Origin of the sequence: Campylobacter sp. MIT 97-5078 (genome assembly GCF_006864455.1) — a bacterium.
Classification (GTDB): domain Bacteria; phylum Campylobacterota; class Campylobacteria; order Campylobacterales; family Campylobacteraceae; genus Campylobacter_D.
In genome coordinates, this window is sequence record NZ_QHLK01000006.1 from 39,958 (window position 1) to 66,328 (window position 26,371).

General features: G+C 32.7%; 28 protein-coding genes. 19 read left to right on the forward strand and 9 right to left on the reverse strand.

Annotation, left to right across the window (positions count from 1 at the left end):
- Positions 1 to 103: 103 nt before the first annotated feature.
- Positions 104 to 1,210: a transcription termination factor NusA gene (gene nusA / locus DMB91_RS04425; RefSeq protein ID WP_034905403.1), complete on the reverse strand. Its 1,107-nt coding sequence runs from the start codon at positions 1,208 to 1,210 to the stop codon at positions 104 to 106.
- A 138-nt stretch (positions 1,211 to 1,348) separates the two neighbouring features.
- Between nusA and DMB91_RS04430 the strand changes: the two genes are divergently transcribed.
- The 6 genes from DMB91_RS04430 to DMB91_RS04455 are packed head-to-tail and all read left to right on the forward strand — an operon-like array spanning position 1,349 to position 5,534.
- Positions 1,349 to 1,591, forward strand: coding sequence for an HP0268 family nuclease (locus tag DMB91_RS04430; protein WP_034905399.1), 243 nt, complete (start codon positions 1,349 to 1,351; stop codon positions 1,589 to 1,591).
- The gene (miaB, locus tag DMB91_RS04435) at positions 1,588 to 2,889 is read left to right on the forward strand and encodes a tRNA (N6-isopentenyl adenosine(37)-C2)-methylthiotransferase MiaB (RefSeq protein ID WP_034905397.1); all 1,302 of its coding nucleotides are present in this window, start codon (positions 1,588 to 1,590) and stop codon (positions 2,887 to 2,889) included. The genes DMB91_RS04430 and miaB overlap by 4 nt, the downstream gene beginning before the upstream one ends.
- Positions 2,873 to 3,496, forward strand: coding sequence for a lysophospholipid acyltransferase family protein (locus DMB91_RS04440; RefSeq protein WP_034905394.1), 624 nt, complete (start codon positions 2,873 to 2,875; stop codon positions 3,494 to 3,496). The genes miaB and DMB91_RS04440 overlap by 17 nt, the downstream gene beginning before the upstream one ends.
- A 12-nt stretch (positions 3,497 to 3,508) precedes the next feature.
- On the forward strand, positions 3,509 to 4,444 hold the full coding sequence (locus DMB91_RS04445; protein WP_034905392.1) for a hypothetical protein: 936 nt from the start codon (positions 3,509 to 3,511) through the stop codon (positions 4,442 to 4,444).
- Positions 4,441 to 5,001 carry a hypothetical protein gene (locus DMB91_RS04450; protein WP_034905390.1) on the forward strand — a complete coding sequence of 187 codons (561 nt, stop codon included), beginning with the start codon at positions 4,441 to 4,443 and terminating at the stop codon, positions 4,999 to 5,001. The genes DMB91_RS04445 and DMB91_RS04450 overlap by 4 nt, the downstream gene beginning before the upstream one ends.
- On the forward strand, positions 4,998 to 5,534 hold the full coding sequence (locus DMB91_RS04455; protein WP_034905388.1) for a hypothetical protein: 537 nt from the start codon (positions 4,998 to 5,000) through the stop codon (positions 5,532 to 5,534). The genes DMB91_RS04450 and DMB91_RS04455 overlap by 4 nt, the downstream gene beginning before the upstream one ends.
- Here the strand turns inward: DMB91_RS04455 and DMB91_RS04460 are convergent.
- The gene (locus DMB91_RS04460; protein ID WP_034905386.1) at positions 5,521 to 6,255 is read right to left on the reverse strand and encodes a hypothetical protein; all 735 of its coding nucleotides are present in this window, start codon (positions 6,253 to 6,255) and stop codon (positions 5,521 to 5,523) included. The two genes, DMB91_RS04455 and DMB91_RS04460, sit on opposite strands and share 14 nt — an antisense overlap.
- Before the next feature lie 99 nt (positions 6,256 to 6,354).
- Here DMB91_RS04460 and lgt point away from each other — a divergent pair, with 99 nt between their 5' ends.
- Genes lgt through DMB91_RS04495 form a run of 7 tightly spaced genes read left to right on the forward strand, consistent with a single transcriptional unit; the run spans position 6,355 to position 15,452 of the window.
- Positions 6,355 to 7,200, forward strand: coding sequence for a prolipoprotein diacylglyceryl transferase (gene lgt, locus DMB91_RS04465; protein ID WP_034905384.1), 846 nt, complete (start codon positions 6,355 to 6,357; stop codon positions 7,198 to 7,200).
- A gap of 54 nt (positions 7,201 to 7,254) precedes the next feature.
- The gene (locus DMB91_RS04470) at positions 7,255 to 8,004 is read left to right on the forward strand and encodes a fumarate reductase cytochrome b subunit (RefSeq protein WP_034905382.1); all 750 of its coding nucleotides are present in this window, start codon (positions 7,255 to 7,257) and stop codon (positions 8,002 to 8,004) included.
- 12 nt (positions 8,005 to 8,016) lie between these two features.
- Positions 8,017 to 10,008, forward strand: coding sequence for a fumarate reductase flavoprotein subunit (locus DMB91_RS04475; RefSeq protein WP_034905380.1), 1,992 nt, complete (start codon positions 8,017 to 8,019; stop codon positions 10,006 to 10,008).
- Positions 10,001 to 10,726 carry a fumarate reductase iron-sulfur subunit gene (locus DMB91_RS04480; RefSeq protein ID WP_034905378.1) on the forward strand — a complete coding sequence of 242 codons (726 nt, stop codon included), beginning with the start codon at positions 10,001 to 10,003 and terminating at the stop codon, positions 10,724 to 10,726. The genes DMB91_RS04475 and DMB91_RS04480 overlap by 8 nt, the downstream gene beginning before the upstream one ends.
- Positions 10,707 to 12,920, forward strand: a complete 2,214-nt coding sequence (locus DMB91_RS04485) for a dynamin family protein (protein ID WP_052043217.1) — start codon at positions 10,707 to 10,709, stop codon at positions 12,918 to 12,920. The genes DMB91_RS04480 and DMB91_RS04485 overlap by 20 nt, the downstream gene beginning before the upstream one ends.
- The gene (locus DMB91_RS04490; RefSeq protein WP_143116830.1) at positions 12,910 to 14,745 is read left to right on the forward strand and encodes a dynamin family protein; all 1,836 of its coding nucleotides are present in this window, start codon (positions 12,910 to 12,912) and stop codon (positions 14,743 to 14,745) included. Before DMB91_RS04485 ends, DMB91_RS04490 begins: the two co-directional genes overlap by 11 nt.
- Positions 14,745 to 15,452, forward strand: coding sequence for a tetratricopeptide repeat protein (locus tag DMB91_RS04495; protein WP_034902513.1), 708 nt, complete (start codon positions 14,745 to 14,747; stop codon positions 15,450 to 15,452). Before DMB91_RS04490 ends, DMB91_RS04495 begins: the two co-directional genes overlap by 1 nt.
- 34 nt (positions 15,453 to 15,486) lie before the next feature.
- Here the strand turns inward: DMB91_RS04495 and ispG are convergent, their stop codons facing one another.
- From ispG to DMB91_RS04510, 3 genes are all read right to left on the reverse strand, one after another.
- Positions 15,487 to 16,557 (reverse strand): flavodoxin-dependent (E)-4-hydroxy-3-methylbut-2-enyl-diphosphate synthase, encoded by a 1,071-nt coding sequence (gene ispG / locus DMB91_RS04500; RefSeq protein ID WP_034902516.1) that lies wholly within the window; start codon positions 16,555 to 16,557, stop codon positions 15,487 to 15,489.
- 78 nt (positions 16,558 to 16,635) lie between these two features.
- On the reverse strand, positions 16,636 to 16,929 hold the full coding sequence (locus tag DMB91_RS04505; protein ID WP_034902519.1) for a hypothetical protein: 294 nt from the start codon (positions 16,927 to 16,929) through the stop codon (positions 16,636 to 16,638).
- A 133-nt stretch (positions 16,930 to 17,062) separates the two neighbouring features.
- A complete protein-coding gene (locus tag DMB91_RS04510; RefSeq protein ID WP_034902522.1) occupies positions 17,063 to 18,256 on the reverse strand; it encodes an MFS transporter in 1,194 nt (397 codons plus the stop codon).
- A gap of 227 nt (positions 18,257 to 18,483) precedes the next feature.
- Between DMB91_RS04510 and DMB91_RS04515 the strand changes: the two genes are divergently transcribed.
- The 3 genes from DMB91_RS04515 (at position 18,484) to DMB91_RS04525 (ending at position 20,347) form a co-directional block, all read left to right on the forward strand.
- Positions 18,484 to 18,753 (forward strand): hypothetical protein, encoded by a 270-nt coding sequence (locus DMB91_RS04515; protein ID WP_143116831.1) that lies wholly within the window; start codon positions 18,484 to 18,486, stop codon positions 18,751 to 18,753.
- Between the two features lie 1,018 nt (positions 18,754 to 19,771).
- Positions 19,772 to 20,092 carry a hypothetical protein gene (locus tag DMB91_RS04520; protein WP_034904315.1) on the forward strand — a complete coding sequence of 107 codons (321 nt, stop codon included), beginning with the start codon at positions 19,772 to 19,774 and terminating at the stop codon, positions 20,090 to 20,092.
- Positions 20,093 to 20,104: 12 nt separating this feature from the next.
- The gene (locus DMB91_RS04525; protein ID WP_034904313.1) at positions 20,105 to 20,347 is read left to right on the forward strand and encodes a hypothetical protein; all 243 of its coding nucleotides are present in this window, start codon (positions 20,105 to 20,107) and stop codon (positions 20,345 to 20,347) included.
- Here DMB91_RS04525 and DMB91_RS04530 read toward each other — a convergent pair.
- Positions 20,338 to 20,661, reverse strand: coding sequence for a hypothetical protein (locus tag DMB91_RS04530; protein WP_034904310.1), 324 nt, complete (start codon positions 20,659 to 20,661; stop codon positions 20,338 to 20,340). The genes DMB91_RS04525 and DMB91_RS04530 overlap by 10 nt on opposite strands.
- Positions 20,662 to 21,132: 471 nt before the next feature.
- On the opposite strand from DMB91_RS04530, the gene DMB91_RS04535 reads away from it, so the two are divergent.
- The 3 genes from DMB91_RS04535 (at position 21,133) to DMB91_RS04545 (ending at position 23,227) form a co-directional block, all read left to right on the forward strand.
- The gene (locus DMB91_RS04535; protein ID WP_143116832.1) at positions 21,133 to 21,588 is read left to right on the forward strand and encodes a hypothetical protein; all 456 of its coding nucleotides are present in this window, start codon (positions 21,133 to 21,135) and stop codon (positions 21,586 to 21,588) included.
- Between the two features lie 492 nt (positions 21,589 to 22,080).
- The gene (locus DMB91_RS04540) at positions 22,081 to 22,767 is read left to right on the forward strand and encodes an AAA family ATPase (RefSeq protein ID WP_231549691.1); all 687 of its coding nucleotides are present in this window, start codon (positions 22,081 to 22,083) and stop codon (positions 22,765 to 22,767) included.
- 181 nt (positions 22,768 to 22,948) lie between these two features.
- Positions 22,949 to 23,227, forward strand: a complete 279-nt coding sequence (locus DMB91_RS04545; RefSeq protein WP_034907005.1) for a plasmid mobilization protein — start codon at positions 22,949 to 22,951, stop codon at positions 23,225 to 23,227.
- Positions 23,228 to 23,230: 3 nt separating this feature from the next.
- Here DMB91_RS04545 and DMB91_RS04550 read toward each other — a convergent pair whose 3' ends face one another.
- From DMB91_RS04550 to DMB91_RS04560, 3 genes are all read right to left on the reverse strand, one after another.
- Entirely contained in the window at positions 23,231 to 23,893 is a 663-nt protein-coding gene (locus DMB91_RS04550; protein WP_034907006.1) for a hypothetical protein, read from the reverse strand.
- Positions 23,886 to 24,161, reverse strand: a complete 276-nt coding sequence (locus DMB91_RS04555; protein ID WP_034907008.1) for a hypothetical protein — start codon at positions 24,159 to 24,161, stop codon at positions 23,886 to 23,888. The genes DMB91_RS04550 and DMB91_RS04555 overlap by 8 nt, the downstream gene beginning before the upstream one ends.
- A 453-nt stretch (positions 24,162 to 24,614) precedes the next feature.
- Complete coding sequence (locus DMB91_RS04560; protein WP_143116833.1) at positions 24,615 to 26,303, reverse strand: ABC transporter ATP-binding protein; 1,689 nt, start codon at positions 26,301 to 26,303, stop codon at positions 24,615 to 24,617.
- Positions 26,304 to 26,371: the final 68 nt, after the last annotated feature.

Consider the following 26,371-nt stretch of genomic DNA (forward strand, 5'->3'; position numbering starts at 1 on the left):
CGTTTTAACTTTTTGTATTAAAAAACCATTATTTGTAGCATTGAGTTCATTAAGGTTTGCACAAGCAACAAAAAAACAAATCAAACAAATTCTTGCTTTTGATTTATACATTTTTGAAGAGATTTTCAAGGTTTTTCATTGCCTCTTCGTTGTTTGTGGTGCTTGCTGTGCCAAGTTCGACAAGCTTGATTTCATAGCCTGTAAGCATAGAAGCAAGGCGTATATTAATGCCACTTTTGCCTATGGCTTTGCTTTTTTGTTCGCCATTAAGCGAGACAAGAGCGATTTTAGGATCATCTTCGTTTTTGGGTTCTTCTAAATTTACTGAACTGATGATCGCTGGAGCTAAGGCACGCATGATAAGTATGGCTACTTCATTGCTGTATTCGATACAATCAATATTTTCATTATGAAGTTCTTTGCTTACTGCATTGATCCTTACGCCTTTTTGTCCTACGGTTGCACCGATAGCATCGACACTTGCACTCAAGCTTTGCAAGATGATTTTTGCTCTTTCGCCTGGAATTCTCGCACTTGCATACACTTTAACCAAACCATCTTTGATCTCTGGCACCTCAGCTTCAAGTAAGGCTTCAAGGAATTTCGGACTTGTTCTTGAAAGCTCGATACGAATTCCATTTTTATCCGCAAAAACTCTGCGAATGACTGCTTTAATCACATCGCCGACTTTAAATTTTTCACCCTTTATGCGGTTTTTTCTTGGTAAAAAGGCTCTAAGCTCATCGATTTCTATAAAAGTGTTTTCCTCACTATCTACTCGCACTACATTTCCAAATACCATCTGTCCTATCATATTTTGGTATTTTTCATAGATGGTCTCTTCTAAAAGCTTTTGTATGTGGTATTCTAACTCTTTGTGCAAGATATTAACAGCTGTTCTACCCAAATTTTCTAAAGAGCATTCATAAGTAAGCTCATCGCCTATTTCGACTTCTGGAGCTTCTTTTTTTGCTTTTGAAATAGAGATAAAATGCTCGTTATCATCTTGCAACCTTTCATCACTATCAGCAACGATGAGAATTTTTTGATAAAGTTGTAGATTTTTAGGATCGACAAAGAACTCATACTGCTCGCCATAGACTTTTTTTGCGGTGTTGGTTAAAGCTTTGATGACTTTTTCTTTAACTGCTTCAAGTTTTAAATTTTTTTCATTTGCAATAGATTCTATAATATCACTGATTTTTTCCATGTTGTGCTCCTTTATTTTTTTGATGATTTAATTTTCTGTAGATTTGTAAAGAAAAGCTAGAATAAAATTGTATAAAAATAAGCTTAATTAAAAGTAAAATTTGCTAGAATTACAAATTTAAATTACAAGGAAGTGAAAATGGATTTAAAATTAGCAAGAGAATTACCTCACGAAAAGCCAAAAACTATAGCTTTGAAAAAGATCGAAGAGACTGTTGATCAAGAAGGGCAGAGCTTTTTTTATTTTGATAAAGAAAACTCACATAAAGATTTGCTTGCTTTTGTGGCTCATTTTGAAAAAAAAGGTTTAAGCGTATATCATCGAGTGGTGCGTTATGGGCTTGATGATGAGGATTATATGTATGAGGTGCATATTCTTTGAGTGCGAAGAAGTTATTTATTCAAACCTTAGGCTGTGCGATGAATGTTAGAGACAGCGAACATATCATCGCCGAACTCACTCAAAAAGAAGATTATAGCCTAACTGAGGATATTAAAGAAGCTGATCTTATACTTATCAATACTTGTTCAGTGCGTGAAAAGCCGGTGCATAAGCTCTTTAGTGAAGTAGGCGGCTTTGAAAAGGTAAAGAAAAAAGGTGCAAAGATAGGCGTTTGTGGTTGCACGGCTTCTCATTTAGGTGGTGAGATTTTTAAACGTGCACCTTATGTGGATTTTGTCTTAGGAGCAAGAAATATTTCTAAGATTACCCAAGCTATAAAAACCCCTAAATTTCTAGGCACGGATATAAACTTTGATGAGAGCGAATTTGCTTTTGCAGACTTTCGAAATAGTCTTTATAAAAGTTTTATCAATATCAGCATAGGTTGTGATAAGCACTGCACTTACTGTATAGTACCACATACTAGAGGTGATGAGGTGTCTATCCCTTTTTCAATCATTTTTAAAGAGGCTCAAAAGGCTGTTGAAAGGGGAGCAAAAGAGATTTTCTTACTTGGACAAAATGTCAATAATTACGGCAAACGTTTTTCAAATACCCATGAAAAAATGGATTTTCCTGATTTGCTTGAACGTTTAAGTGAGATTGAAAATTTAGAGCGAATCCGCTTTACTAGCCCTCATCCTTTGCATATGGACGATAAATTTTTAAAGGTGTTTGCAAACAATGAAAAAGTATGCAAAGCCATGCATATGCCTTTACAAAGCGGTTCGAGTGAAATTTTAAAGGCGATGAAGCGAGGTTATACTAAAGAATGGTATTTAAACAGAGCCTTTAAGTTAAGAGAGCTTTGCCCTACAGCAAGCATTTCAACTGATATTATCGTGGCATTTCCCGGAGAAAGTGAAAAAGATTTTGAAGAAACTATGCAAGTGATCGAAAAAATACGTTTTGAGCAAATCTTTTCTTTTAAGTATTCAAAACGTCCTTTAACCCCAGCTGCAAATATGCCTCAACAAGTTGATGAAGCCACAGCTTCAAGACGTTTAACTCAGTTGCAAACTAGACATAATGAAATTTTAGATGAGATTGTAGCCAAACATAATGGAGCTGAATTTGATGTGCTTTTTGAAGAACTTCGTGCAAATTCAGCCGTAGCTGGGCGAACAAATAATAATTTCTTAGTGCAAATTCAAGGAAGTGAAGAGCTTTTAGGGCAGATAAAACGTGTGAAGATCACGAATGCAAAGCGTATGGTGCTGTATGGGGAAGCGGTTTAAAACAGCTTTTTTGGCAAGAATGCTTTTTTACTTGCAATGGCTTTTATTTTTTACTTGCAAAAAAAGCTATATAGGACAAAGGCTTGAACATAAACCTTTTGTGATCTTATTTTGGCATGGACGTTTGGCGTTAATGCCCTTTGCGTTTAGGCATTTTGAGCATAAACAAAAAAAGGCTTTTGTCGTGATTTCTCAGCATAAAGACGGCGAGCTTATCGCTCAAAATATAGAGCTTTTTGGTATCAATACCATTCGTGGAAGCTCTTCAAAAGGTGGTGTAAATGTCCTTAGAAAAGCTTTTAAAGTTTTAGAGCAAAAAGACGATGTAGTGATTACGCCTGATGGACCAAGGGGTCCTTTTAGGAGTATTTCTGATGGCTCTGTTTTAATCGCTCAAAAAAAAAATCTTCCCATAGTGCTTTTAAACTATGAGGCAAGTAGGTATTGGGAATTTAAGAGCTGGGATAAGATGATTTTACCTAAGCCTTTTTCAAGGATTAGATACAGAATTTCTGATCCTATCGATATAAAAAATTTAGAATTAAGCGAAGCGAAGCAAATAATAAGCGAAAAATTTGCTATCATTACAAAAGAAGATAGTTTTTAAAGGATAAGAAAAATGTTTTTTTCGCTCAGGCGTTATATGTTGCAGTTGATTGTTTGTGTGGTTTTTGAAAGCAAAACACATATCATTCGTGCCCATAGCATTAAAAACAAAAAGATCATCAATACTTATGAGAAGCAGTTTGAGGACAAGGAAAAACTTTTTGATTATCTTAAAAATCTTGTTAAAGAATACCAACTTCATTACATAGCAGTATTTTTCAACGCACCTACTCAAGGTTTAATCCCGACAAACGATACTAAAGAATTTGCTCGTTTTGGTGTCAATGCAGAAAATATTTCTTGCTTAAGTCTGGCAAATGCTCAAATTTATACTTCTTTAGCAAATATTAAAGAATGCAAAGAGAGTTTTAAGGATTATGGTGGGCTTGATTTTATCTTTTCGCCTTTGAGTTTATTATATTATTGTATCAAACAGCAAGCTCCTAGAAAAGGCATCGTGCTTTATGCGTATAGGCAAACTGAAAGCGTGGCTATGATGGTGTGTAAAGAAAAAGAAATTTTATTTGGAAGTTTTTTTGACATTAATTTTCAAGATGATGCTACCACTCTTTCTTCACAAGAAAAAAGCGAAGAAAATAATCCCGAAGAAGATATAGATATAGAAAATTATGATTTTGGAAATTTGGATAATTTGCTTGATGAGAAGCTTGATGATTTAAAATACTCTGCCATTACAAAAGAGGATTTAAGTCATTTTTCAAGCGATATGAATATGTATTCATATATCTTTTCAAGCATACAAGAATTCTATAATAATCCACTCTATAAAGGCAATTTTATCGATGAATTTGTGATTTTTGATAATGAAAATATTTCAGCAGTAGTGCTTGATTACATAGAAGGTGAAATTTTTATCAGACCACAAGTTATACAAATTGATACGCTTGATCTTATGCACAAGCTTGCTTGCAAGGAGTTAAAAATATGACTTATAGTTTCATCAAGCCGAAGATAAAGCCTGTTTTTAGTCTATTTGCAAAGATTTGGATCACTTTTTTTGTGTTCAGCGTAGCTATCATTCTTGCTGTATATTTTTTCATCGTTGCAAGATTTTTACTTTTAAGCTCAGAGCTTGAAAGTAAAAGGCAAGAAGCGGTGTCTTTACAAGAAAAAACAACCCAAAATAATGCTTTATTTGAATTACTCACCCAAAGAAAAGAGCTTGCCTTGCAAATCGTTGCTTCAAGCAATAGCGATGAAAGCATTTCACAAGATGGTAGCAACATAAAGATCAAAAAAGTCATTCATAATCTTTTTGATTTTGTGCTTAAATCAGGAGGAATTCGCCTTGAAAGTATGCAATTAAATAAAAACACACTTGAACTAAGAGGCGTTACGCCGACGAAAGAAATGTTTTCTTTGCTTGTGCAAACGCCACTAAAAAGTATTTTTGATGAGAGTAAGACAAGTTTTTATCCGCTTAATACCGGTTGGTTTAAATTTGTAAGCACAAATAAAAGCTTAAATTATGGGAGCATGCAATGAAAAATGATAAAAGTCTTGAAGAAATCAATCTTGTTAAGCTTGTTATTTATGCTATGATTTTTGTGCTTATTTGTGGTTTGCTTGTTTTGATTTTGGTTTTGCCTATGGTGAAAAATTATAAAAATGTAAGCTTGAGATTATACTCACAAAACTCTGTTAATGCTCATCTTAACGATAAATTTCAAGTTAGTGAAAGCAGACTTAATGCCTTACGAAACGAAAATGAGAAAATTTTTGCTCAATTTGATTCAAGTTTTGATGAAGAAGATTTTATACAATTTTTAAATACCTATTTTACAAATGTAAAACTTAAAAAGCTTGAAGATGCAAATACAAATCAATACTTATTTGCCGAGTTTAACATAAGTGCTACGCTTAAAAGTATGGCTGAGTTTTATGAATTTGTTGATGCTTTAAATGGGTATAAAAATATCATCAAGCTTGAAACACCTGTTGATTTCAAGGCACAAGGTGATATTGTAGATATCAGCTTTATCACTCAAATTTACACTTCAGCTTCTACTCAAAAATGATAATGCCTTCTTGAGTTTGCATTCTTATTGCTTCAGCTTGTGAATCTTTAGCTTTAATATTTTCATTAAGAGAGTTTAACGCTTCATAATAAAAGGTTCGAAGCACCTCATCAATATCAAACACAGCTTCTTTTAAATTTGCATTTACTTGTGTTGGGATACTGCTTATACTCTCTTTAAAGGTGCTTATACCCTCATCGCTTTTGATGGGGTAGTTTATGGCGATTGGTTCAAGTTTTGTTTTTACACCTGCTTGTGTTTGTATCTTGTTTTCATCATTGGCTCTGTTAAAAGATGCTTGGAATTCAAGTTCTAGGCTTAAATTTGAACTCACTTGCTTTCCTTTTAAGAAATCCGTTTTTTCTCGATCAAATTCTTCTTTGATAAGAACAATAATGTTTTCTTTTAACTTATATTGCTTCGTTTTGCTAAGATCATATCCCTTTGCAAGGAGGAGTTTCACGCTTGCTTCTTCTAACTTTTGTGCTAAAAGCTTTAATTCCTTATCAAGTCTTATTTTAAGGATAGAGCCTTCAAAATAGCTTGAATACTCATTTTTTGTTTGCATTTGAAGCAAATTATAATTGTATGCTGCTTGATCTATGCTATATGATTTTTCTTTAAATTCGGCTTGAAAACTCGGCAAAGGCATGGTAAGAATTGAATTTTTTGCACAAGCTGAAAACAAAACTATAGATAAAATAAGAGCAATTTTTTTCATTTTTTTCTCGCTTTAAGAAATTTAAAAAGATATTATAGCAAGATTAAGTCTAATTTGCTATATTTTTATTTTCTAAATTGAAAAGCAAAAGGACAAAGAGTGCAATTTTGGCAAGATATTTATTCTCATTTTGATGTTATAGCGTTTGAGTTCTTTGGATTTAAAGTGTATTGGTATAGCTTGTGTTACATTTTTGCACTTTTGTTTGCTCTTGTCTTGGCAAAACATTATGTAAAAAAAGATAAAATTCCTATCAGTGATAAACTCCTTGATAGCTATTTTGTATGGGTAGAACTTGGCGTCATTTTGGGTGCTAGATTTGGATATATTCTCATTTATGATGATTATACCTTGTTTTATCTTACTCACCCTTGGCAGATTTTTAATCCTTTTGATCAAAATGGCGAATTTGTAGGAATTCGCGGTATGAGCTTTCATGGGGCTGTTTTAGGAGCGTTTATTGCGACTTTGCTATTTTGTCGTCGTTTTAAAAAAATGTATTTTTCAAATTTGTTTAAATACCTTGATCTTGTTGCTCTAAGCGTGCCTTTAGCTTATACTTTTGGTAGGATTGGAAATTTTTTAAATCAAGAATTATTTGGGCGAGTAACTGATGTGCCTTGGGGTATTTATGTAAATGGTGTTTTACGCCATCCTAGCCAGCTTTACGAAGCATTTTTAGAAGGTTTTGTTATCTTTTTACTCATTCACTTTTTACGCACAAAGCAGAAATTTCAAGGTGAGTTGATTTTAATTTATGCGATGAGCTATTCCTTTATGCGTTTTGTGTGTGAATTCTTTAGAGAGCCTGATTCAAATTTGGGTTTTATAGTGCTTGATTTGAGTATGGGACAGCTTTTAAGTCTTGTGATGTTTGGTGTTACTTTTTTAATATATATTTATTTTAGATTTAATAAAAATTATTCTTTAAGCTCTTTTAAATAAATTCGTAAATATAATACAAAATGATAATGCGAATTTACAAAAGAAGGAGTAAAAATGCAAAAAATCATTGAAGGCTACTTAGGAAAAAGTGCTGAAAGCAAAAAAAGTAAAGTGCCTGCTAAGCTCGATTTTATCCAAAGTGCTTCTGGGCTTTTTTTAGGGCTATTTATGTGGGGGCATATGTTTTTCGTTTCTAGTATTCTTATTAGTAGCGATTTTATGTATAAAATCTCCAAAATGTTTGAGGGCGATTTTATCTTTGGCACACCGCAACCTTGGGTAGTATCCTGTATCGTGTTTGTGGTGTTTGTGGTGTTTGTGGTGCATGCTGGGCTTGCTATGCGTAAATTTCCTATTAATTTTAGACAATGGCAACTTTTACGCACACATGTAAAAGTGATTAAACACGGCGACACTGATTTATGGTTTATCCAAGCTATCACTGGTTTTATCATGTTTTTCTTTGCTTCTCTTCATCTAGGGCTTATGTTTTTTCAAGCTCACACTATCGATCCTTATGGTAGTGGAGATAGAATGCTTCAAATGTGGCCTTTTTATCTTATCTTGCTTTTTGCTGTTGAGCTTCATGGTGGTATAGGACTTTACAGGCTTTGCGTAAAATGGGGTTGGTTTGAAGGTAAAGACGCTAAAGCAAGTCGTAAAACACTTAAAAAACTTAAATGGCTTATCAGTGTATTTTTTATCGCTCTAGGACTTTTAACTATGGCAGCTTATGTAAAAGTTGGCTTAAGTGGTGACCATAAAGTAGGCGATCGTTATGTGCCTACATATATGCAAAGATAAGGAGTAAAGAAGATGAATATTCAATATAGTGACGCACTCGTAATAGGTGGCGGTTTAGCTGGGCTTAGAGCTGCTATTGAAGTGGCAAAAACAGGACAAAGCGTAACCCTTTTAAGTATATGTCCGGTAAAGCGTTCGCATTCAGCAGCAGTTCAAGGTGGTATGCAAGCTAGTCTTGGAAATGGTGCTAAGGGCGAGGGCGATAATGAAGACTTGCACTTTGCAGATACAGTTAAGGGCTCTGATTGGGGCTGTGATCAAGAAGTGGCTAGAATGTTTGCTCAAACTGCACCAAAGGCTGTGCGCGAACTTGCTTCTTGGGGCGTGCCTTGGACTAGAGTTACAAAAGGACCTAGAACAGTGGTGATTAATGCTCAAAAAACCGTCATCGAAGAAAAAGAAGTTGCTCATGGGCTTATCAATGCAAGGGATTTTGGTGGCACTAAAAAATGGCGAACCTGTTTTATAGCCGATGCTACAGGACATTGTATGCTATATGGGGTAGCAAATGAAGCTATTAAAAATCAAGTAAAAATCATAGACAGAATGGAAGCCGTTCGTATTATACATGATGGTAAAAAATGTCTTGGCGTTATAGCAAGGGATTTGACAAATGGCGAGCTTACAGCCTTTGTTGCGAGAGGAACTATGATAGCAACAGGAGGTTATGGTAGAATTTATAAACAAACGACAAATGCGGTCATTTGTGAGGGCACAGGTGCAGCTATAGCTCTTGAAACAGGGCTTTGCAGACTAAGCAATATGGAAGCTGTGCAATTTCATCCAACGCCTATAGTGCCAAGTGGAATTTTGCTTACTGAAGGTTGTAGAGGCGATGGAGGTGTGTTAAGAGATGTTGATGGATATCGCTTTATGCCTGATTATGAGCCAGAGAAAAAAGAGCTTGCAAGTCGTGATGTTGTGAGCCGTCGAATGATGGAGCATATTCGCAAGGGTAAAGGTGTGAAAAGTCCTTATGGGGATCATTTATGGCTTGATATTTCTATCTTAGGGCGTGCTCATATTGAGAAAAACTTAAGAGATGTGCAAGATATTTGCAAAACCTTTAATGGTATTGATCCAGCTGATGAAGGACCTAAGGGCTGGGCACCGGTTTTACCTATGCAACATTATTCAATGGGCGGAATTCGCACCAAACCAACAGGGGAAAGTCAATGGCTTGATGGACTTTTTGCGTGTGGAGAAGCAGCATGCTGGGATATGCATGGCTTTAACCGCTTAGGTGGAAACTCATGTGCAGAAACTGTTGTTGCGGGTATGATAGTGGGTGATTATTTTGCTGATTATTGCAAGAAAAATGGCGAAGTAATTGATACAAACATAGTTAAAGACTTTTTAACTAAAGAGTATGAATATCTCAAAAGCCTTGCAAATAAAGATGGCAAAAACGATGTTTTTGAGATCAAAAACAAGATGAAAGAGATTATGTGGGAAAAAGTAGCGATTTTCCGCACAGGTGAGGGCTTAAAAGAAGCTGTTGATGAGCTAGAAAAGCTCTATTTGCAAAGTCTTGATGTAAAGGTGCATAACAAAGAGCTTGATTGTGCTAATCCAGAGCTAGAAGAAGCTTATAGAGTGCCAAGAATGCTTAAAGTTGCTTTATGCGTAGCGTATGGAGCACTTTTAAGAACTGAAAGTCGTGGGGCGCATTATAGAGAGGATTATCCAAAAAGAGATGATTTAAACTGGATGAAAAGAACGCTTACTTATTGGGTAGAGGGAGAAAATATGCCTCGTGTTGAGTATGATGAACTTGATATTATGAAAATGGAAATGCCACCAGCCTTTAGAGGATACGGCGCCAAAGGTAACATCATAGAAAATCCACTTTCAGCCAAACGTCAAGAAGAAGTTGATAGCATAAGAGAAAAAATGGAAAATGAAGGCAAGGGACGTTATGAAATCCAAGAAGCACTTATGCCTTATGAACTTCAAGCCAAATACAAAGCCAAAAATCAAAGAATAGGAGTAGATTATGAGTAGAAAGCTGACAATTAGAGCCTTAAAATACAATCCGCTCAGCAAAATTTCAAAACCACAATTTGTAAGTTATGAGCTTGAAGAAACGCCTTTTATGACGATTTTTGTATGTCTTACTTTGATCCGCGAAAAATTTGATGCGGATTTAAGCTTTGATTTTGTGTGTAGGGCTGGAATTTGTGGAAGTTGTGCCATGATGATCAATGGAGTGCCAAAACTCGCTTGTAAAACCCTTACTAAAGACTATAAGGACGGCATTATCGAGCTTATGCCTATGCCAGCTTTTAGGCACATTAAAGATTTAAGTGTAAATACTGGCGAATGGTTTGAGGGTATGTGCAAACGCGTTGAAAGTTGGGTGCATAATGAAAAAGAAACTGATATTAGCAAGATAGAAGAAAAGGTAGAGCCTGAAGTAGCTGATGAAACCTTTGAGCTTGATCGTTGCATTGAATGTGGCATTTGTCTTGCAAGTTGTGCCACTAAGCTTATGCGTCCAAATTTCATCGGTGCTACAGGACTTTTAAGAACAGCAAGATATTTGCAAGATCCGCACGATCATAGAAGTGTAGAGGATTTTTACGAGCTGGTTGGCGATGATGATGGTGTTTTTGGTTGTATGAGCTTGCTTGCTTGTGAGGATAATTGTCCTAAAGAGCTTCCTTTGCAAAGCAAAATCGCCTACATGAGAAGACAGCTTGTTGCCCAAAGGAACAAATGAAAATGTCCCTCATTTTGAGGGACTTGACTTGCTTAAAAGGCTATGGAAACAGCATTTACTTTATCTTGATACAACAAGTAAGCTTAATGATTATCTTAGTATAAACGAGGCTGAATGTGCTATCATTTTAAGTGCGAATGAAGAAAATTACGAAAGATTTTTAAAGCTTGAGCTTTTCACTCAAATTTTAAAAAAGTTTCATTTAAGGGCTGATATTTTCAGTATTCAACTTGCCCAGCTTCAAATTTTAAATACCCTAAAACTTGGTTTTTTTGAAAAAGATCAACTTTTAAGAGCCTTAAAGCTTTTAAAAAGCATAGCTGATACTGAGTGTGTGAGTGTATTTTTAGAGCATTTTAAATGTGAGGTGCAAGATAAAAAACAAGATTTTTTTACCGAATTCAAAGAACTTGAAAGCCTTTGCAATGAGCTTTTAAGTTTAAGCGATACACCAAATTTAAATCAAAGGCTAAGTAATGCTTTAATGCGTTTTAAAAACACTGAATTTAGCATCGTTGTTGCTGGCATAATGAATGCTGGCAAATCAAGTCTTTTAAACGCCCTTTTAAAAACACAAATTTTAGGCGTTTCAAATATACCTGAAACTGCTAATTTAACCCTTTTAAAATATGCTCCTACTCCAAAAGCAAGGTTGTATTTTTGGAATAAAGCCGAGTTTGAAAGCCTGCAAAAAAATGCTTTGTATGATGAAAACTTAGCTGAAGTGTTAAACGGGCTTAAACTCCAAATTAAAGAGTTTATAAGTGATGAAAACCTAAGTAAGGACATTAAACTAAATGAGCTAAGTTTTTATAGCAGTGCTAAAAATCCACTTTCAGTTTTAATCCAAAAAATAGAACTTTTCAGTGAGCTTGATTTCTTAAAAGATAATATTACCATCATTGACACGCCCGGGCTTGATGATGTGTTTGTGCAAAGAGAGCAGTTAAGCAAGGATTATTTGAACAATTGTGATTTTTTAATATATCTTATGAATGCAAGCCAGAGTTTAAGCCAAAAAGATAGTGAGTTTTTGCTTGCTTGCCTTAATAATTCTCGCATAAGTCGTTTTTTAATCATCATTTCAAAGGCTGATTTACTCACTCAAGATGAGCTTGATGAAGTGATTGCTTACACACAAAAAAGCCTTAAACAAAGGTTAAAAGAACAAGGTTTAGACGAGTTTTTACTTGAAAAGATCGACTTTTTAAGCATAAGTTCAAAACAAGCTTTAGAATTTTATGAAAATAAGGCTGATGAAAACGCTCTTATTCAAAGCCAAATTCCATGTCTTGAGACTTATTTATACCAGCAAATTTTTAGTTCTACAAAGTCAAAACTTGTGCTTGAAAGCTTTAAAAACGAACTTAAGCTCATTACAGACGAGCTTATAGAAAAATTAGAACGTGAAAATAAAGCCTTGCAAAGTAAGAATTTAGGCTTAAGTAATGAAAACGCAAAACTTTTAAGCGAATTTGAGACTGAAGCTAAAAAGCTTGAGAGCTTAAAAACTGATCTTAATGAATGCAAGCTTGAATTAAAAGCAAATAATCTTAATGCAAATCCTAGTCTTAAAGCCTTATTTAAAAGACTTGAAAACAAGCTTAATGACGAATTTAACTATGCTAAAGCAAACTCTAGGACACTTGAGGTTTTAGAAAGAATTTTCTTGCAAAACTTAGAGGATGGTTTTAATGATATTTTGCGTCAAATTTATTTTCAAAACCTTAAAATAACTAAAGCATTTAACGAAAAGCTTAGCCTTAAATACAAAGCAAAAGGCACTGAGTTTTTAAACGATATTCAAGCTTTTAGAAAACTTGCTTCAACAGCCTTTACGCAATTTTTAGCACTTGAACTTTTGCAAAATTTATCGCGTGAGTTTTCAAGCTTGATTATGGTTAAAAATGAAGCAAAAGACTTTAAAACAAAGCTTAATTCCTTGTTTGAGAACTTTTTATATACTTTTGATTGTGCTGAATTTGTTGGAAAGTTAAGTTTAGAAAATGAAATGTTTAGCTTTTTACAAGACAAAGTTAATGAGCTTGTTTTTACTCATAAAGAAAAAGAGCTTGAGTTTAAACAAAGGCTTGAAAAGCTTGATACTCAAAATTTAAGCTTTATTTTAGAGCAAAATGAAGCAAAAAAAGCAAAGTTTATACAAATCAAAGAAAGTTTAAACCATGCACATTAAGCTCATTAAAGATTTTATCAATGCCTATGAAAAAGAATACAAACAAGAATTTCAAAATGATTTTAAAGGCGAGCTAAAACGTATTAAAATGCGTTTTTATGAGCCTTTTTTGCATGCTAGCACGCCTTTTTTAACTCGTTTAAATTCTATCATTGCAAGCCTAGAAAAACCTATAAATGTAGCTATTTTGGGGCAGTTTTCAAGTGGCAAATCAAGCCTTTTAAATCTTATCTTGCAAAAAGAAATTCTTCCAACAGGAGCTGTGCCGGTTACCTTTAAGCCTACTTTTTTGCGTTATGCAAAGGAATATTTGCTTAAAGTTGAGTTTGAAAATGGCTTTGAAAAGCTTTGCGAGCTAAGCGAACTTGGTTTTTATACAGATCAAAGAAAAGAGCTTCAAGCAGTAAAAAATCTCACACTTTTTGCTCCCATACCCTTGCTTGAAAAGCTCACTTTGGTAGATATGCCAGGCTTAAACGCAAATGTAACAGATGATAAAAGTGCTTTTAGCGAACTTGAAAACATACATAGCGTAATTTGGCTTTCTTTGATTGATAATGCAGGTAAAAAAAGCGAGGAAGACGCTATCATATCGCATTTAGAACTTTTAAAAGATACCCAAAGCCTTTGCGTGCTTAATCAAAAAGATAAACTCGATCAAGTTGAGCTTGAAAGGGTTTTAAACTACGCTACAGAAGTCTTTGGGAAGTATTTTAACAACCCAATCATAGCTTTATCTTGTAAAGAAGCTAAGTCTAAACAAAGTTATGAGCGTTCAAATTTCAATGCCTTGCTTAAACATTTACAAAGCTTAGATACACAAAAACTGCATAAAAATTTCATTAAAACAAGACTTTTAAAGCTTTGTGAAGTTTTATTTTCTCAATACCTGCTTTTTGAAAACATACTCGAAAAACTTACTACTATTTTTAAGACTTATGAGGATTTTTTAACACAAAATGAAAGTATGATCAAACAAAAGATTGATTTGCTTAGCTTAGAAGTGCTTACTCATCTTAAGGCTTTAGGTGAAAAAATAGCCCAAGAAATAGAGGCAAATATTAAAGAAAAGCAAGCTTATTTTTACACTCCAAGCACAAACTTTTTACACAAAAATTTATATCAAAAACACGAATACAAAGCTCCAGTTATAGCAAGCGATGAGGTGTTTTTAAATCTGTTTTATCACAGCGATAAATTCAGCAAAGAATTTAAAAAAATGAAAACTCAAATTTTTAAAGAATTTGAAGGTTTAAAGCTTGATTTGGAGGGCATTTTTTCACACTTAGAGCAAAGGATTATTTTGTTTAAATCCGAGTTTTTGCATATCCAAAAAGACGAGCTTTTACAAAGCGAAGTGGATTTTTCAGAACTAAGAGCCTTTGTGGGAGCAAGTGATGAGCTTTTTTTAAAGGACTTTAAACAAGCCTTGTTTGAAGAGAGTTTAAAACTTGATTTATTTTTTGAAAAGCTTAGCATTAAAGCTTTGACAAATTATGAAAGTGCAAGTAAGCTTACTTTAAGTTTTTTTAGTCGCAAGGTCAATGAAAGTCGCGAATTTTTCGAACTTGATAGCACTGAATTTCACTTATATCACCCAGAGTATCATGAAATTTATGAAAGAATGCTCACTGAACTCAATTTTTATGAATTTGAAAATCTACTGCTTGATAAGCCTTTTATCATTAAAAAATATGAGGATTTAAATTCAGCTTTTAAGGCTTTAATTTTACAAAAATTTGCTATCATTAACAAATACAAAAGCCAAATTATGAAACAAAAACAATGGGTTTTAGAAACAGAAGTTTTGATTAAGGATTTGTGATGAAAAAACTATTTTTATGTATCAGCATATGCTTAAGTTTTGCTTTTTCAGCGAGCTTAGATGAAGGTTTAGGACGTTATGAGGCACAAAACTACACTCAAGCAGCGACGATTTTTTATGATTTATGCCAGCAGAGCAATAATGCCAAAGCATGCTTTTTTCTTGGTTTTATGTATGAAAGCGCACAGGGTGTAGATAAAGATGAGACTAAAGCAAAAAGCTATTATGAAAAAGCGTGCCAACTTAAGCAAGCCAATGCCTGCTTTAATCTTGCCTTGCTTTTAGATAAAAATAGACAAAATAAGCAAGCTGATTTAAGCTTTTATCAAGCTTGCGTTTTAGGACATAAGGATTCGTGCGTAAATTTGGGGCTAAGATATGAAGCACAAGAAGATGGAAGTTTAGCACTTGATTTTTTTCAAAGAGCGTGCAAGCTCAAGGACGCAGCCGCTTGCTTTAAGCAAGGTTTGCTTTATGAAGATGGTATTTTAGTGCGTCAAAACGCTCAACTTGCTTCAAGAGCTTTTACGAGTTCTTGTGAGCTTAACTACGCCCCAGCATGTTATGCTTTAGGTAAAATTGCTCTTGAGAAGAAAAATCAAGCAGATGCAAAAAAATACTTCGGCAAAGCTTGCGATCTTACGCATCTTAATTCTTGTGAAGAGTATAAAAAGCTAAATACTCAGCCAAGCGTGATGATGAATTGAGATTTCATTGTATTTAGCCAGTAAAAAAGAAGCTTCAAGCTTCTTTTCGCACCCTTACTTCGTCCTCAACTTCTTGCAAAAAGCGATCCACAAGTTCATTTTCTTTAAGCTTAGCGACTACTTCGCCATGTCTTATTACAAGTCCTTGCCCTTTGCCAAAAGCTATGGCTACATCAGCTCCTTTAGCTTCTCCTAAAGCATTTACAACACAACCCATAACGCTGATATTTAAAGGCTCTTTGATATGTTTTACCTTTTCTTCGACTATTTTTATAGCTTTAACAAGATCGCTTTGTATTCGTCCGCAGGTTGGGCAAGAGATGATATTGATTCCGCTTTTTTGCACTCCACTATCTTGTAAGATCGCCTTTGCGACGCGAATTTCTTCTTCAAGTTCACCTGTCATTGAAACTCTCATCGTATCGCCTATACCCTTTAAGAGTAAATTACCAAGGGCGATCGAGGATTTTATAGTGCTGTGAAATTTCGTGCCAGCTTCAGTTACACCTAAGTGAAAAGGATAGCTTACCAAAGGACGCAGTCTTTCATATGCTTCTATGGTTTTTTGTGTATCTGAAGTTTTCATCGAAATTTTTATATCTGTAAAATCAAAGTCTTCTAAAAGCTTGATATTATACTGCGCACTTGCAAGCATAGCTTCAATGCCGTATCCATAGCGATCTGCAAACTGCTTTTCTATAGAACCATGATTTATGCCTATGCGGATAGGGATTTTGCGTTCTTTACAGGCTTTTACAACTTCTTTGATATTATCTTTCGAGCCTATATTTCCAGGATTTATCCGCACACCATCGATAAATTCAGCACAAAATACAGCAAGCTTATAATTAAAGTGTATATCTACGATGAGAGGCAAAGGACTTTGAGCCTTAATCTCCTTTAAAGCCCTCGCGTCAGCCATATCAAGACAAGCTAAACGCACTATATCAGCTCCAGCGAAATAAAGCCTGTTAAGCTGATCTAAACAGCCCTTTATATCTCTTGTTTTACTAAAAAGCATGGATTGAGTAGAAATGGGTGCATCCCCTCCTACAAGCACGCCACCCACATTGATTTGTTTTGTTTTAAATCTTGTATAAGCCATAAAACGCTTTCTTTAAGTAAGTTTTAGGCTTTAATTCTAGCAAATTTGTGCTTAAACTTCTTTTAGTTTAAAGCATTTTTAGCGGTTTTTTGTGTTCCTATCGATAGTTTTGAAAAGTTTGTTAAGCTGATCTTCTTCTATCTTTTTTAAGCCATCCTCATAGCTTTTATTTTGAGCATAAGCGATAAAATTACTCATTGTTTTACTCAGATCAAGATCGATATTTTCAAATTTTGAACTTGTGCTTTTTGCAACCTCTTCTTTTTTGATCTTATTTATCGTTGCTTGAAACTCATCTGCACTTGTTTTTTGCGTTTTAACTTTTGAATAAAAGTTCGAATTTATGCTTTCTTGTTGGATAGAATTAAGCATCTTGCACTCCTTCATTTTGTGAATTTTACATTTAAAGCAAAGCAAATTTTGTTCCAAGTTGAAAAGCTCAAAATCCTCTAACCCAAGCCAAATTTTTGCTTTTTTAACTTACAATCCTACCCAGCTCTAGTTTTTAAGTTCTCTTTTTTCTCTTAAGTTTGTTAAAATCTACCTTATCCTTTGCAAAAAGCACGCTAAAAAGTAAAGCCGGCAGCACAAATAACGCCGAAAAAACAGCATTAAACTCAATACCTAAATGAGCAAGCACAAAGCCACCAAGCCAAGAAGCAAGGGCGATGCCGACATTAAAGGCTGCTTCATTTATGCTTACTGCACTATCGATAAAGGAATTTGCATGTCTTTTTGCCTTGCTTAAGCCCATCATTTTTAAAGCTGGTATAGTTGAAAAGCTCAAAACTCCTATCAAAGCGATATTAATCACAACAAGAATTTGTGAATACATAGTAAAACTCACGCTTAAAAACACCGCCACTTGCAAGATAAGTATGATTCTAAGGCTCATTACAGCTCCTATTTTATCAACAAGCTTGCCCCCGTAAAGATTGCCAAGTATGGCACATAGCCCATAAACAAGCAAGATATATGCTGTGCTTGCCACTTCAAAGCCACTTATATCAACTAAAAGTTTTTGTATATAAGTATAAAGCACAAATTGCGCCCCACAAGTGCAAGTCGTAATCACATAAGTTTTAAGCAAATTTTTGTGCGAAAACGCTGGTATAAGGCTTTTTAAACTCATTGCACTCGGGCTAATATCTTTTGGCATCATATGAAAAATTCCAAAAATAGCAAGCAAAGTGATAACAAAAATCAGCAAAAAGATAAATTTAAAGCCGAAAAAATGCCCTACAAAGGTTCCTAATGGCACGCCCGTAACCAAAGCTACAGTTAGTCCTGTAACCATTACAGCTAAAGCTCTTGAACGTTCATGTGCTGGAGCTATGGCAGTAACTGCAAGCGTTGCGATAACAAAAAACACGCCATGTTGTGTTCCAGCTATAAACCTTGCAAAAGCAGTAAGATAGAAATTTGGGCTTAAAAAGATGATGAAATTTGCCACTGTAAAAATACTCAAATTAATAAGAAGCTGTATGTGGCGGTTAAAACGGCTTAAAGGTATGGTGATTAAAGGTGCACCGATAACAACACCGATCGCATACAAAGTCGTAAGCCAGCCAGCTGTTTTTGCATCGACATTAAAATACTTTTGTACATCGACTAAAACTCCAGCCATTACAAATTCAGTAACGCCTAAACAAAAAGCACTCAAAGCTAAAGCAAATATCGCTTTTTTATACGCTTGCACCCTTACTCCTTTAGTGTATTTTAAAGCGTGATATTGTAATGCCAAAAGGTAAATAAAATTTTATATTTTAAAAGAAAGGATATTTTAGATAATTTAAACGAGGCTTCTCTAAGGTTTTTAGATTTAGTTGATAATTGCTATGGCTTATATTGGGGCTAATATTTTAAAAGTTAATTATGAAATAAGGAGTTAAAAGTGAAATGGCAAAAATTTAACAAGGAACAACAATGAAAACAATTCAATTTAAAGATCTTGATCATAATATCAGCATAAAAGCTTATATCCAGAAATGCTTACAAAAACTTATCTTTGTAAGCCTTGCATTTATCATTATAATAGCAATTGTTTTATTTCATAGAGATAGTGAAACAAATCTTATTGCAGGGATAAGTATATTTTCACTTTTTTCTCTTTTCATTTCATTCGTAATCAATGATTTATCAAAAAAATTACAAAGCTCGTTAAGTAAAAAGAAAAGCCTTGAGGTTGAAAAATAAAAAATTTATAAGCTATCTTAGCACAAAATAAAAATTATGTCAAAGATTTGAAAAAGTAAGAGCGAGTTTGAACTGATTTTGCTTGCTGTGTGGATGTGAAAATTATTATACATTTTGGCTTATAATCTTAATGAGACTTAACAGAAAATTTTCTTTCATTTAAGGCTTTACAATTCATTTGACACCACTATACAAAAATTTTTTTTCTAAGCAGGATTTTTTCTTGTGAAGTCTAAGAAAAAAATAGGTAAAATTTAAGACTAGAAAAAAAGAGCAGGATACGCAAAAAAGTGTGCCGTTTTTTGCACCAAAGCAAGTCAAAGCAGAGCTTTGAGAGGCGAAAACGCCTAAAATTGCACTTTTTTGAAAAGATATGGATGAATAATGGGCAAATTTTTTCAGTTTTTTCGCTCGAGTGTAAGGCAAATTTGCTTTAAAATATTTTGTAAAATAAACTTGAAAGTTAAGCAAATTTTTCTTAAAAGCAAGGGCAAAATTATTTTAAACTCAAAAAGCAAAATTGAATTAAAACCTAGAGTAAGATTTGCTTAAAATTCCAAGCATATTTTTTTAAAAATTTAGGCAAACTATTTTAAAACTTAAGTCAAATTAAAAGCATTTCTCCTTTTTGTCTTTATATTTAACGGGCTCAAAATTGAGCTCAATAAAATTATCTTGCGGTAAAATCACTTTAAACAATTACAAATCGTTTAAACCCAAGAGCAAAATTGAAAAAACACTAATCTTTTTAAAAAAATTAAAAAAGGACTTTTTTGTCTAAAGCATGAATGAATAAATGTATTTTAAAACCCCATTTTTACTTTAATTTTGGTTAATGAGTAAAACTTAATCCTGCCTAAAAATCAGCCAAAGTGTTTTTATAAATATTGCATTCAAATTCCTAAATCAATAAGCTTGAAACACAAAATTATTTTTGACAAAAATATACAAAAATCCCCCCTTGATAAACAACTTCAAAAAAGAATACGATTAAGAAATTTTTTGAAAAGGAGTCCCAATGAAAAATTATTTTTCTCAGTTGAAAAAGCTCTTTCTTGTTTTTTCTATTAGCTGTGTCAATTTTCTTTTTGCTGCAAACTCAGGTAATGTGGCTGAAAAAATTCGTAGTGAAGCAGAGAAAGGATTAGAATCAATCACTGGTTCAATCGCTGGCATTATTAATACGATCACACTAACGATTGGTATTGTTTGGATCATCGTGATGATTTTAATGGCTGTCTTCTCTTTAGAAAGACTCAAAGAGCATTCAAAACTTGCAATGGGTGGCATTGCCATTATAGGTATAGTCTATAGCATATCTGCAAGTTATATGTCGTGAAAAGAAGCACAAATGATAGAGACAAATTGTTATAGAGAGCTGACAAAAAATCCTAAAATGAAAGGATTATCCTTAATTTCTTGGAGCATACTTGGATTTACAGGAGTATTATCTTGGTTTCTTTTAGTTCTTTGGGCAATTCCTATCGTTGCAGTTTTGTTTTGTGTGCTTTGGACCTTAGAGTTTTTTGATGAGGATATTTATAAAGTCATCTCACTCAATACAAAAATAAAATCAAAAAAATATTATGCGTAATTAGGAATTGTGAATGTCGGGCTTATTTCATATTTCAACAACAAACAATTTTCGACTTTGTCCCCATTGTTTAACCCCCTTTTCTCAAAATATACCCTTTGAAATTCTGCCTCATCATAAACCGATAAAGGCTTCAATTCTTCCTCTTCAAAAAGAGAGGGTATGTTCTCATTCCCAGCCTTCTCAATCACAAAACGTTTAAACTCCTTAGTCTTAGCAACTCCTTTATAAATAATATTTTCCTTATCCTCAACCATACCAAGAAACTCATTCACAAGATAATTTCTCAACTCCTCTTTCCTCCGTCTTGTCATCTCTCAAACTCCTTTTTTTCTTTAATAAATTATACCCTTTTTTTGCTTAAAATATGCTTAATATTTAAAATAATAAAATAATTTTTATTCAATTTTTTTTCTCTTTTTTTTACTTAAAAAATACCCCTCAAAAAACTATCTAAAAGCATTTCACTAACCTTAAAATCCTTTCCCCTTTTTTAAGGGGGCGTTGCGGGGGATTTCCCCCGCTTTTCTTAGCTTTAAGACTATAAGTAAAGAGGCTTAAAGCTTCCAAATAAAGACAAACGACTGATAAGGCGGTTTGGCTTTATTTGCCATAGAAAAAACACTTTTCACAAGAATAAATTTAAACAAATTTATTTCACAAATATAAACTTATTATTTAAGCATTTTTAATATAATTTACAAAGAACAAAAACAAGTTTATTATTTAAGTATTTTTTAATATAATTGCAATATAATTACTGCAATTTTTTATAAAGGATTTTCATGAAAAGTTTTAAACTTTTAACTTCAACTCTCATTTTAGGTGCTGTTCTTGCAGCTTGTTCTTCTGATTCAGCATCTGGAAATTTTAAAGCAAAGAATGAATATCAAGAAAAGGCTCTTAAGTTGTATATAACCGGAGAAATGGATAAAGCTCAAAAAAACAAAACCTTAAGCTATGAAGAAGTAAAAGCAAAATATAATATCCCAGCAAATGCTAAAATTTGTAAAGCGATATATAAAATTCCTATCTATATATTTAACATAGTATTTGCTGATAGTGAAGAAGATTATGAAAATTTTTTAAAGTCTGGCAAGTATGATACAATTTATATCCCTATTTTTTATGCAAAAGAGGGTGAAACAAAAGATTATTTTAAAGTTATGGATTATAATAAGCTTTCATTGCGAAATGAAGAATTTTTAATAACATATATCGATCCAAAAACTTGTGAATAAATAAAAGACAAGAGGCAAAAATATTTTGCCTCTTAAGATTATATTAGAGCTTTAAATTTTCACCTTTGACTAATTCATCATATTTCTTTGCTAAATTCGCCCACTCTAAAGTTATTTGATTAATGTATGGAGGACAAGAATTATTTTTTTTCCACTGTGATGAGATCATTTGTATAGAATAGTTTAAACTTTTTGCAAATTCAGTTTTACTTTTAAAACCAAATTCTTTAATCAGTTTATCAAATTCTTCATACGATATTCCTTTTTTTCTTATATCAAATCCTTTCTAAAAAGATGAAGTATTATAACATAAAAAGTTTAATCTTAAATTAATTATAACTAACACATATTTTATTAATTATTTTATATTAAAATAGCATTTATTTAATATAAAATAATTAATAAATTAATGTAAAATAAAGCATAATTAATATAGAATACCTTTGTGATTAAATAACTTTAATCCATATTTTTAAACCCAACAAGGAGTCTATGATGATTATAAGTGTAGTCAATGAAAAAGGTGGCAGTGGTAAAACAAGTATAGCTTTAAATTTATCAGCCAAACTTCATTCTTTAGATAAGGATTTGCTACTCATTGATGCTGATCCTCAAAACAGCACTAGAGTTTTTAATGATATAAGAGCATGTAAAGAAATTCCTCTTTCTTTTCCTTCTGCAAGTATTCTAGGAAATTCTCTTGCCTCGCAAATCAAAAGCTTGAGTGAAAAATATGATTATCTTATTGTTGATACAGGAGGAAGAGATAGTGAGGATACAAGACTTGCTATTAGCTTAAGTGATATCTTAATCATACCTACGATTCCAAGTGATTTGGATATTGCTGTTTTGAATAAAATGCTTAGGCTTTTTACCCATACAAAGCTTTTTAATACCAAGCTTAAAGCCTTTGTTGTCATCTCTAAGGCTTCACCTAATCCTTTTTTACATGCAAAACTAAGAGATTTACAAGAATATATCAACGAAAAGAATATTGAAGATTGTATTTTAAGCTCAAGTGTGCTGTATGAAAGAGAGGCTTATAGGTCTTCATTTTCAAATGGCTTGAGTATATTTGAATACTGCAAGAAAACAGATAAAGCGTATCAGGATTTTGAAGGCTTTTTTGAGGAGCTTATTGATTGTATAGACAAAGAGAAGATGAGCGTTGCATTATAAAGCTCTTCTTTTTACTCAAAAAGGGGTATGAATTATCAGCATTTTAGTATTCATTTGATATAAAATTATTTTCAAATTAATATTAAATTCATAACAATATACTATTAATTTATTGTCAAATCAATAATACTATGCTATGATTTTACTCGCACATAAAACTTAAACATTGAAGGAGAATAAAATGAGTGTTGAACCTAAAGACAATGCAAAAGCCAAAAAAAGTTTTGCCTTTGTTGAAGATAAGAGTATGGATACAAACAAAGTGCCTCAAAGCTTAGATGAACTGATAAAAGATAGTCGATCAAAACTTGCTAAAAAAACAAACAAAAAGAACAATAAAAACACTGGTATTTATATATACCTTACTGAAGAACAAAAAGAACTCTTAAGGTCCAAAGCCAAAAAAGCGAATTTGCCTATGTCAAATTATATCTTAATCAAGCTTTTTGGTTTAGAATAAGTTTTAGTCAAAATTTCTTAAAAAGTTTTCTTGAGCTTGACGCTTAAGCTCTTGATTATAAACTTTCATTTGTTGTTCATAACTGTTGATTTGTTTTTCTTGTGCGAATTTCAAGGCTTTGTTTTGATAAAAATGGCTTAGAGAATCAATGCTTTTTTTGCATACTTCTTGGTATAAATCATACTCGCAAATCAAATAAACAAATTTTTGATTTATTTTCAAATTTTCTTTTTCTTTCAAGCTTAAATTATCATTTAAGATTTTTTGTTGGTTTTTGTTTATTCTTCTATCGATGATCTCATCGATAAAATAAGATTGTGTAGCTGTATTAAGATGATCTTTTAAAAGTTTAGCTTTTAAAGTTGCAAAAATCATTGCAAAAATAACTAAAATGCCAAGCAAAATAAGCACAATTTGATTTATTTTTGATTTTCTAGGGCTTAGAGCAGCTATGAGTAAAAAACAAACAAGAAAAAAAGGAATTTGCAAAGTCATATAAGTTTGAACATAGAACATTAAAAGAAAATTTGGCAATATCAACGCCACAAAATGAGGATAATATACAAAAGCTATACTTGAAGTGAGGAACAAATATACGAGTATAAGAACAATAAGAGTATTGAAGGCAATAAAAATTTGATCTTTGTGTTGAAGTATGTTATTCATCTTGTTTTTCTTTTTCTTTTTTGAGACTTTCTTCTTGCTTAGCAAGTTCCTCATAAAGTTTTTGATGATATGCTTTAAACCATTTTATTTCATCATTTTTGAGCTTTAATCCTAAAATTCCTATGAGAAGAAAGATAATAAACATACTTACTCCAGCAACTAAATTTATAGGATTTTCATTGTGAATGCTAATGGTTTGAACAATCATGGCTAAGCTTATTAAAACAAATAAAGCATAGATTGTTCTTTCTTGTTTGAGCTTATACATTGTCGTGTCCTTTTTCTATTTTTTAATTTCTTTTAAAAGTTTATTTGAGTTTTTCATTATTTATTTTTACTTGTCCTTTATATTTTGCTTATCTTCTAAATCCTTGCAATACCAAGCTAAATTTTTTATATCAAATATAAGCCTCTACAAAGATATTAAAAATATAAATATCTTCAAGTTTATCAATATTTTGAAATGATCCGTCAGGAAAAGCTAAAGTTTTCTTTGAAAAATAGGGCAAAATATCGTAAAAATTCCTAAAAAAAGGACTTTCTTAACTTGAACTTTCTTTAAGAATGGGTCATAAAAGCGTTTTTATAGTAGCAAGTGCCAAGAGATTTTATCGTGGGACACATTTTAATCTTTCGCATTTGTTTGAGATAGCTGATATTTTAGAAGTGGATGTTAAGGATTTTTTAAAAAAATATTTAACACAGGATTTGGAAAAAATACTTACTCTTGCAAACAAATTGCCCCATTTTTTACTCTATATACTTTGTCACAGCCCTTTATTGTGCTTAGTCGGTGAGCGATGATGATGAGGGTTTTATCTTTACTTAAATCATAAATTTCATTCATGATTTTTGCTTCGCTTTCATTATCAAGGGCTGAAGTGGCTTCATCAAGCACGAGAATTTCAGGCTCTGAGTAAAGTGCTCTTGCTATGCCTATACGTTGTCTTTGTCCTCCACTTAGGGTGGAGTCTGAAATTTGAGTATGTATGCCTTCTTTTAAATTTAAGACAAATTTTTTAAGATTGGATTGTTCTATGACTTTATGAAGTTTTTTTTCATCAAAATTTTGTTCAAAGCTTATATTAAAGGCTAAAGTATCATTATAAAGATGGATTTCTTGGGGGATATAGCCTATTTTTTGGCGATAAGCTTTAAGATTTTTTTCACTTAGCAAGGCATTATCAACTAAAATTTGCCCAACTTTTGGCTTTAAAAGCCCGCAGAGTATATCTACAAAGCTACTTTTTCCACTGCCACTTTGTCCTACAAAGGCTATTTTTTCGCCCTTTTTAAGAGTGAAATTAAGCCCATGAAACAAGTCTTTTTTGCCCTCATAATGAAAGCTTAAATTCTTAACTTGTATTTCTTTTTCAAAGCTGATTTTTTCATCTTCAAGCTTTTCATAAGACTCATGAAGGCTTTTGTAGATAATATCAAGTGAATTTTTATAATATAATAAATCATGATAACTTGTGATAATACGGTTCGCACAAGGCATAAGGCGGTAAAGGGCTAGCACAAAGATAGAAATCATGGCTAAAGAGCTTCTTACATCGCCTTTGTTTTGCCAAAGTAAAAACATCACGATGAAAATGAGCACACAAAAACCAACCGCTTCAAGATAAATTCTTGGCAGAGCATTAATGCTCTCACTGGTGATATTTGCCTTTGAAAAAAGCTTGCTTTGCTCGCTAAAAAGCCTCGCAACGCTTTGTTCTTCGCCTTTAAGTTTAATGAGCTTGAAATTATTTAAATTTGTATTTAAGCTCTCAAAAAAGCCACTCATTGCCTTTTCTCTTTTTATGCTAGCTTGTTTTATAGCTGGACTTAAAATACGCACTAAAATCAAGGCATTTAAAAGCAAAAAAGCTGATAAAAATAAAGTGATTTTATAATCAATCAAAAGCATTATAATATAAATTAAAAGCAGCACAAAACTTTCACTTAAAAAGAGCATAAAAGAAGCGATCATGGTGCTAAGATTATAAGTTTCATTAGAAATGGTTTTGACAATTTCACTAGGTTTTTTTTGAGTAAAACTTTCATAATTTAAAAACAAAACTCGTTTAAAAATCCTTAAAGCAAAAAGATGAAACCTGCCCTTAGAAAAGCGTGCTAACAAATGAAAATAAAGGGCATTTAAAAAGGCTCTAAAAAGATAAAAAATGATTAAAAAAAGCCCAAAAAGAGCTACAAATTCATATTCACTAAGGCTAAATTTGCTAAAAAAACTCTTTAAAATTGCATTCGTTTTAAAATAAGAAAAATCGCTAGCCAAACTCACAAAAGGCATGATAAGACTTATAGCAAAGCTTTCTATAAAAGAAATAAACACAGAAAAAGCAAGTAAAGCAAGCAAAAAACGCTTATCTTGCTTAGATAAAACAGCGAAAAGTTTTTTAAGCATATTTTTCCTTTGTGAATGCCAAATTTAACCTGAATTTATGTTCTTAAAGGCAAGATTATTCTTATCTT

What these genes read in the sequence shown, in the direction of transcription:
- nusA (WP_034905403.1), bottom strand. Translation starts at nt 1,210, where the DNA reads ATGGAAAAAATCAGTGATATTATAGAATCTATTGCAAATGAAAAAAAT.
- DMB91_RS04430 (WP_034905399.1), top strand. Translation starts at nt 1,349, where the DNA reads ATGGATTTAAAATTAGCAAGAGAATTACCTCACGAAAAGCCAAAAACT.
- DMB91_RS04440 (WP_034905394.1), top strand. Translation starts at nt 2,873, where the DNA reads ATGGGGAAGCGGTTTAAAACAGCTTTTTTGGCAAGAATGCTTTTTTAC.
- DMB91_RS04445 (WP_034905392.1), top strand. Translation starts at nt 3,509, where the DNA reads ATGTTTTTTTCGCTCAGGCGTTATATGTTGCAGTTGATTGTTTGTGTG.
- DMB91_RS04450 (WP_034905390.1), top strand. Translation starts at nt 4,441, where the DNA reads ATGACTTATAGTTTCATCAAGCCGAAGATAAAGCCTGTTTTTAGTCTA.
- DMB91_RS04455 (WP_034905388.1), top strand. Translation starts at nt 4,998, where the DNA reads ATGAAAAATGATAAAAGTCTTGAAGAAATCAATCTTGTTAAGCTTGTT.
- DMB91_RS04460 (WP_034905386.1), bottom strand. Translation starts at nt 6,255, where the DNA reads ATGAAAAAAATTGCTCTTATTTTATCTATAGTTTTGTTTTCAGCTTGT.
- DMB91_RS04470 (WP_034905382.1), top strand. Translation starts at nt 7,255, where the DNA reads ATGCAAAAAATCATTGAAGGCTACTTAGGAAAAAGTGCTGAAAGCAAA.
- DMB91_RS04475 (WP_034905380.1), top strand. Translation starts at nt 8,017, where the DNA reads ATGAATATTCAATATAGTGACGCACTCGTAATAGGTGGCGGTTTAGCT.
- DMB91_RS04480 (WP_034905378.1), top strand. Translation starts at nt 10,001, where the DNA reads ATGAGTAGAAAGCTGACAATTAGAGCCTTAAAATACAATCCGCTCAGC.
- DMB91_RS04490 (WP_143116830.1), top strand. Translation starts at nt 12,910, where the DNA reads ATGCACATTAAGCTCATTAAAGATTTTATCAATGCCTATGAAAAAGAA.
- DMB91_RS04495 (WP_034902513.1), top strand. Translation starts at nt 14,745, where the DNA reads ATGAAAAAACTATTTTTATGTATCAGCATATGCTTAAGTTTTGCTTTT.
- ispG (WP_034902516.1), bottom strand. Translation starts at nt 16,557, where the DNA reads ATGGCTTATACAAGATTTAAAACAAAACAAATCAATGTGGGTGGCGTG.
- DMB91_RS04505 (WP_034902519.1), bottom strand. Translation starts at nt 16,929, where the DNA reads ATGCTTAATTCTATCCAACAAGAAAGCATAAATTCGAACTTTTATTCA.
- DMB91_RS04515 (WP_143116831.1), top strand. Translation starts at nt 18,484, where the DNA reads ATGAAAACAATTCAATTTAAAGATCTTGATCATAATATCAGCATAAAA.
- DMB91_RS04520 (WP_034904315.1), top strand. Translation starts at nt 19,772, where the DNA reads ATGAAAAATTATTTTTCTCAGTTGAAAAAGCTCTTTCTTGTTTTTTCT.
- DMB91_RS04525 (WP_034904313.1), top strand. Translation starts at nt 20,105, where the DNA reads ATGATAGAGACAAATTGTTATAGAGAGCTGACAAAAAATCCTAAAATG.
- DMB91_RS04530 (WP_034904310.1), bottom strand. Translation starts at nt 20,661, where the DNA reads ATGACAAGACGGAGGAAAGAGGAGTTGAGAAATTATCTTGTGAATGAG.
- DMB91_RS04535 (WP_143116832.1), top strand. Translation starts at nt 21,133, where the DNA reads ATGAAAAGTTTTAAACTTTTAACTTCAACTCTCATTTTAGGTGCTGTT.
- DMB91_RS04540 (WP_231549691.1), top strand. Translation starts at nt 22,081, where the DNA reads ATGATGATTATAAGTGTAGTCAATGAAAAAGGTGGCAGTGGTAAAACA.
- DMB91_RS04545 (WP_034907005.1), top strand. Translation starts at nt 22,949, where the DNA reads ATGAGTGTTGAACCTAAAGACAATGCAAAAGCCAAAAAAAGTTTTGCC.
- DMB91_RS04550 (WP_034907006.1), bottom strand. Translation starts at nt 23,893, where the DNA reads ATGAATAACATACTTCAACACAAAGATCAAATTTTTATTGCCTTCAAT.
- DMB91_RS04555 (WP_034907008.1), bottom strand. Translation starts at nt 24,161, where the DNA reads ATGTATAAGCTCAAACAAGAAAGAACAATCTATGCTTTATTTGTTTTA.
- DMB91_RS04560 (WP_143116833.1), bottom strand. Translation starts at nt 26,303, where the DNA reads ATGCTTAAAAAACTTTTCGCTGTTTTATCTAAGCAAGATAAGCGTTTT.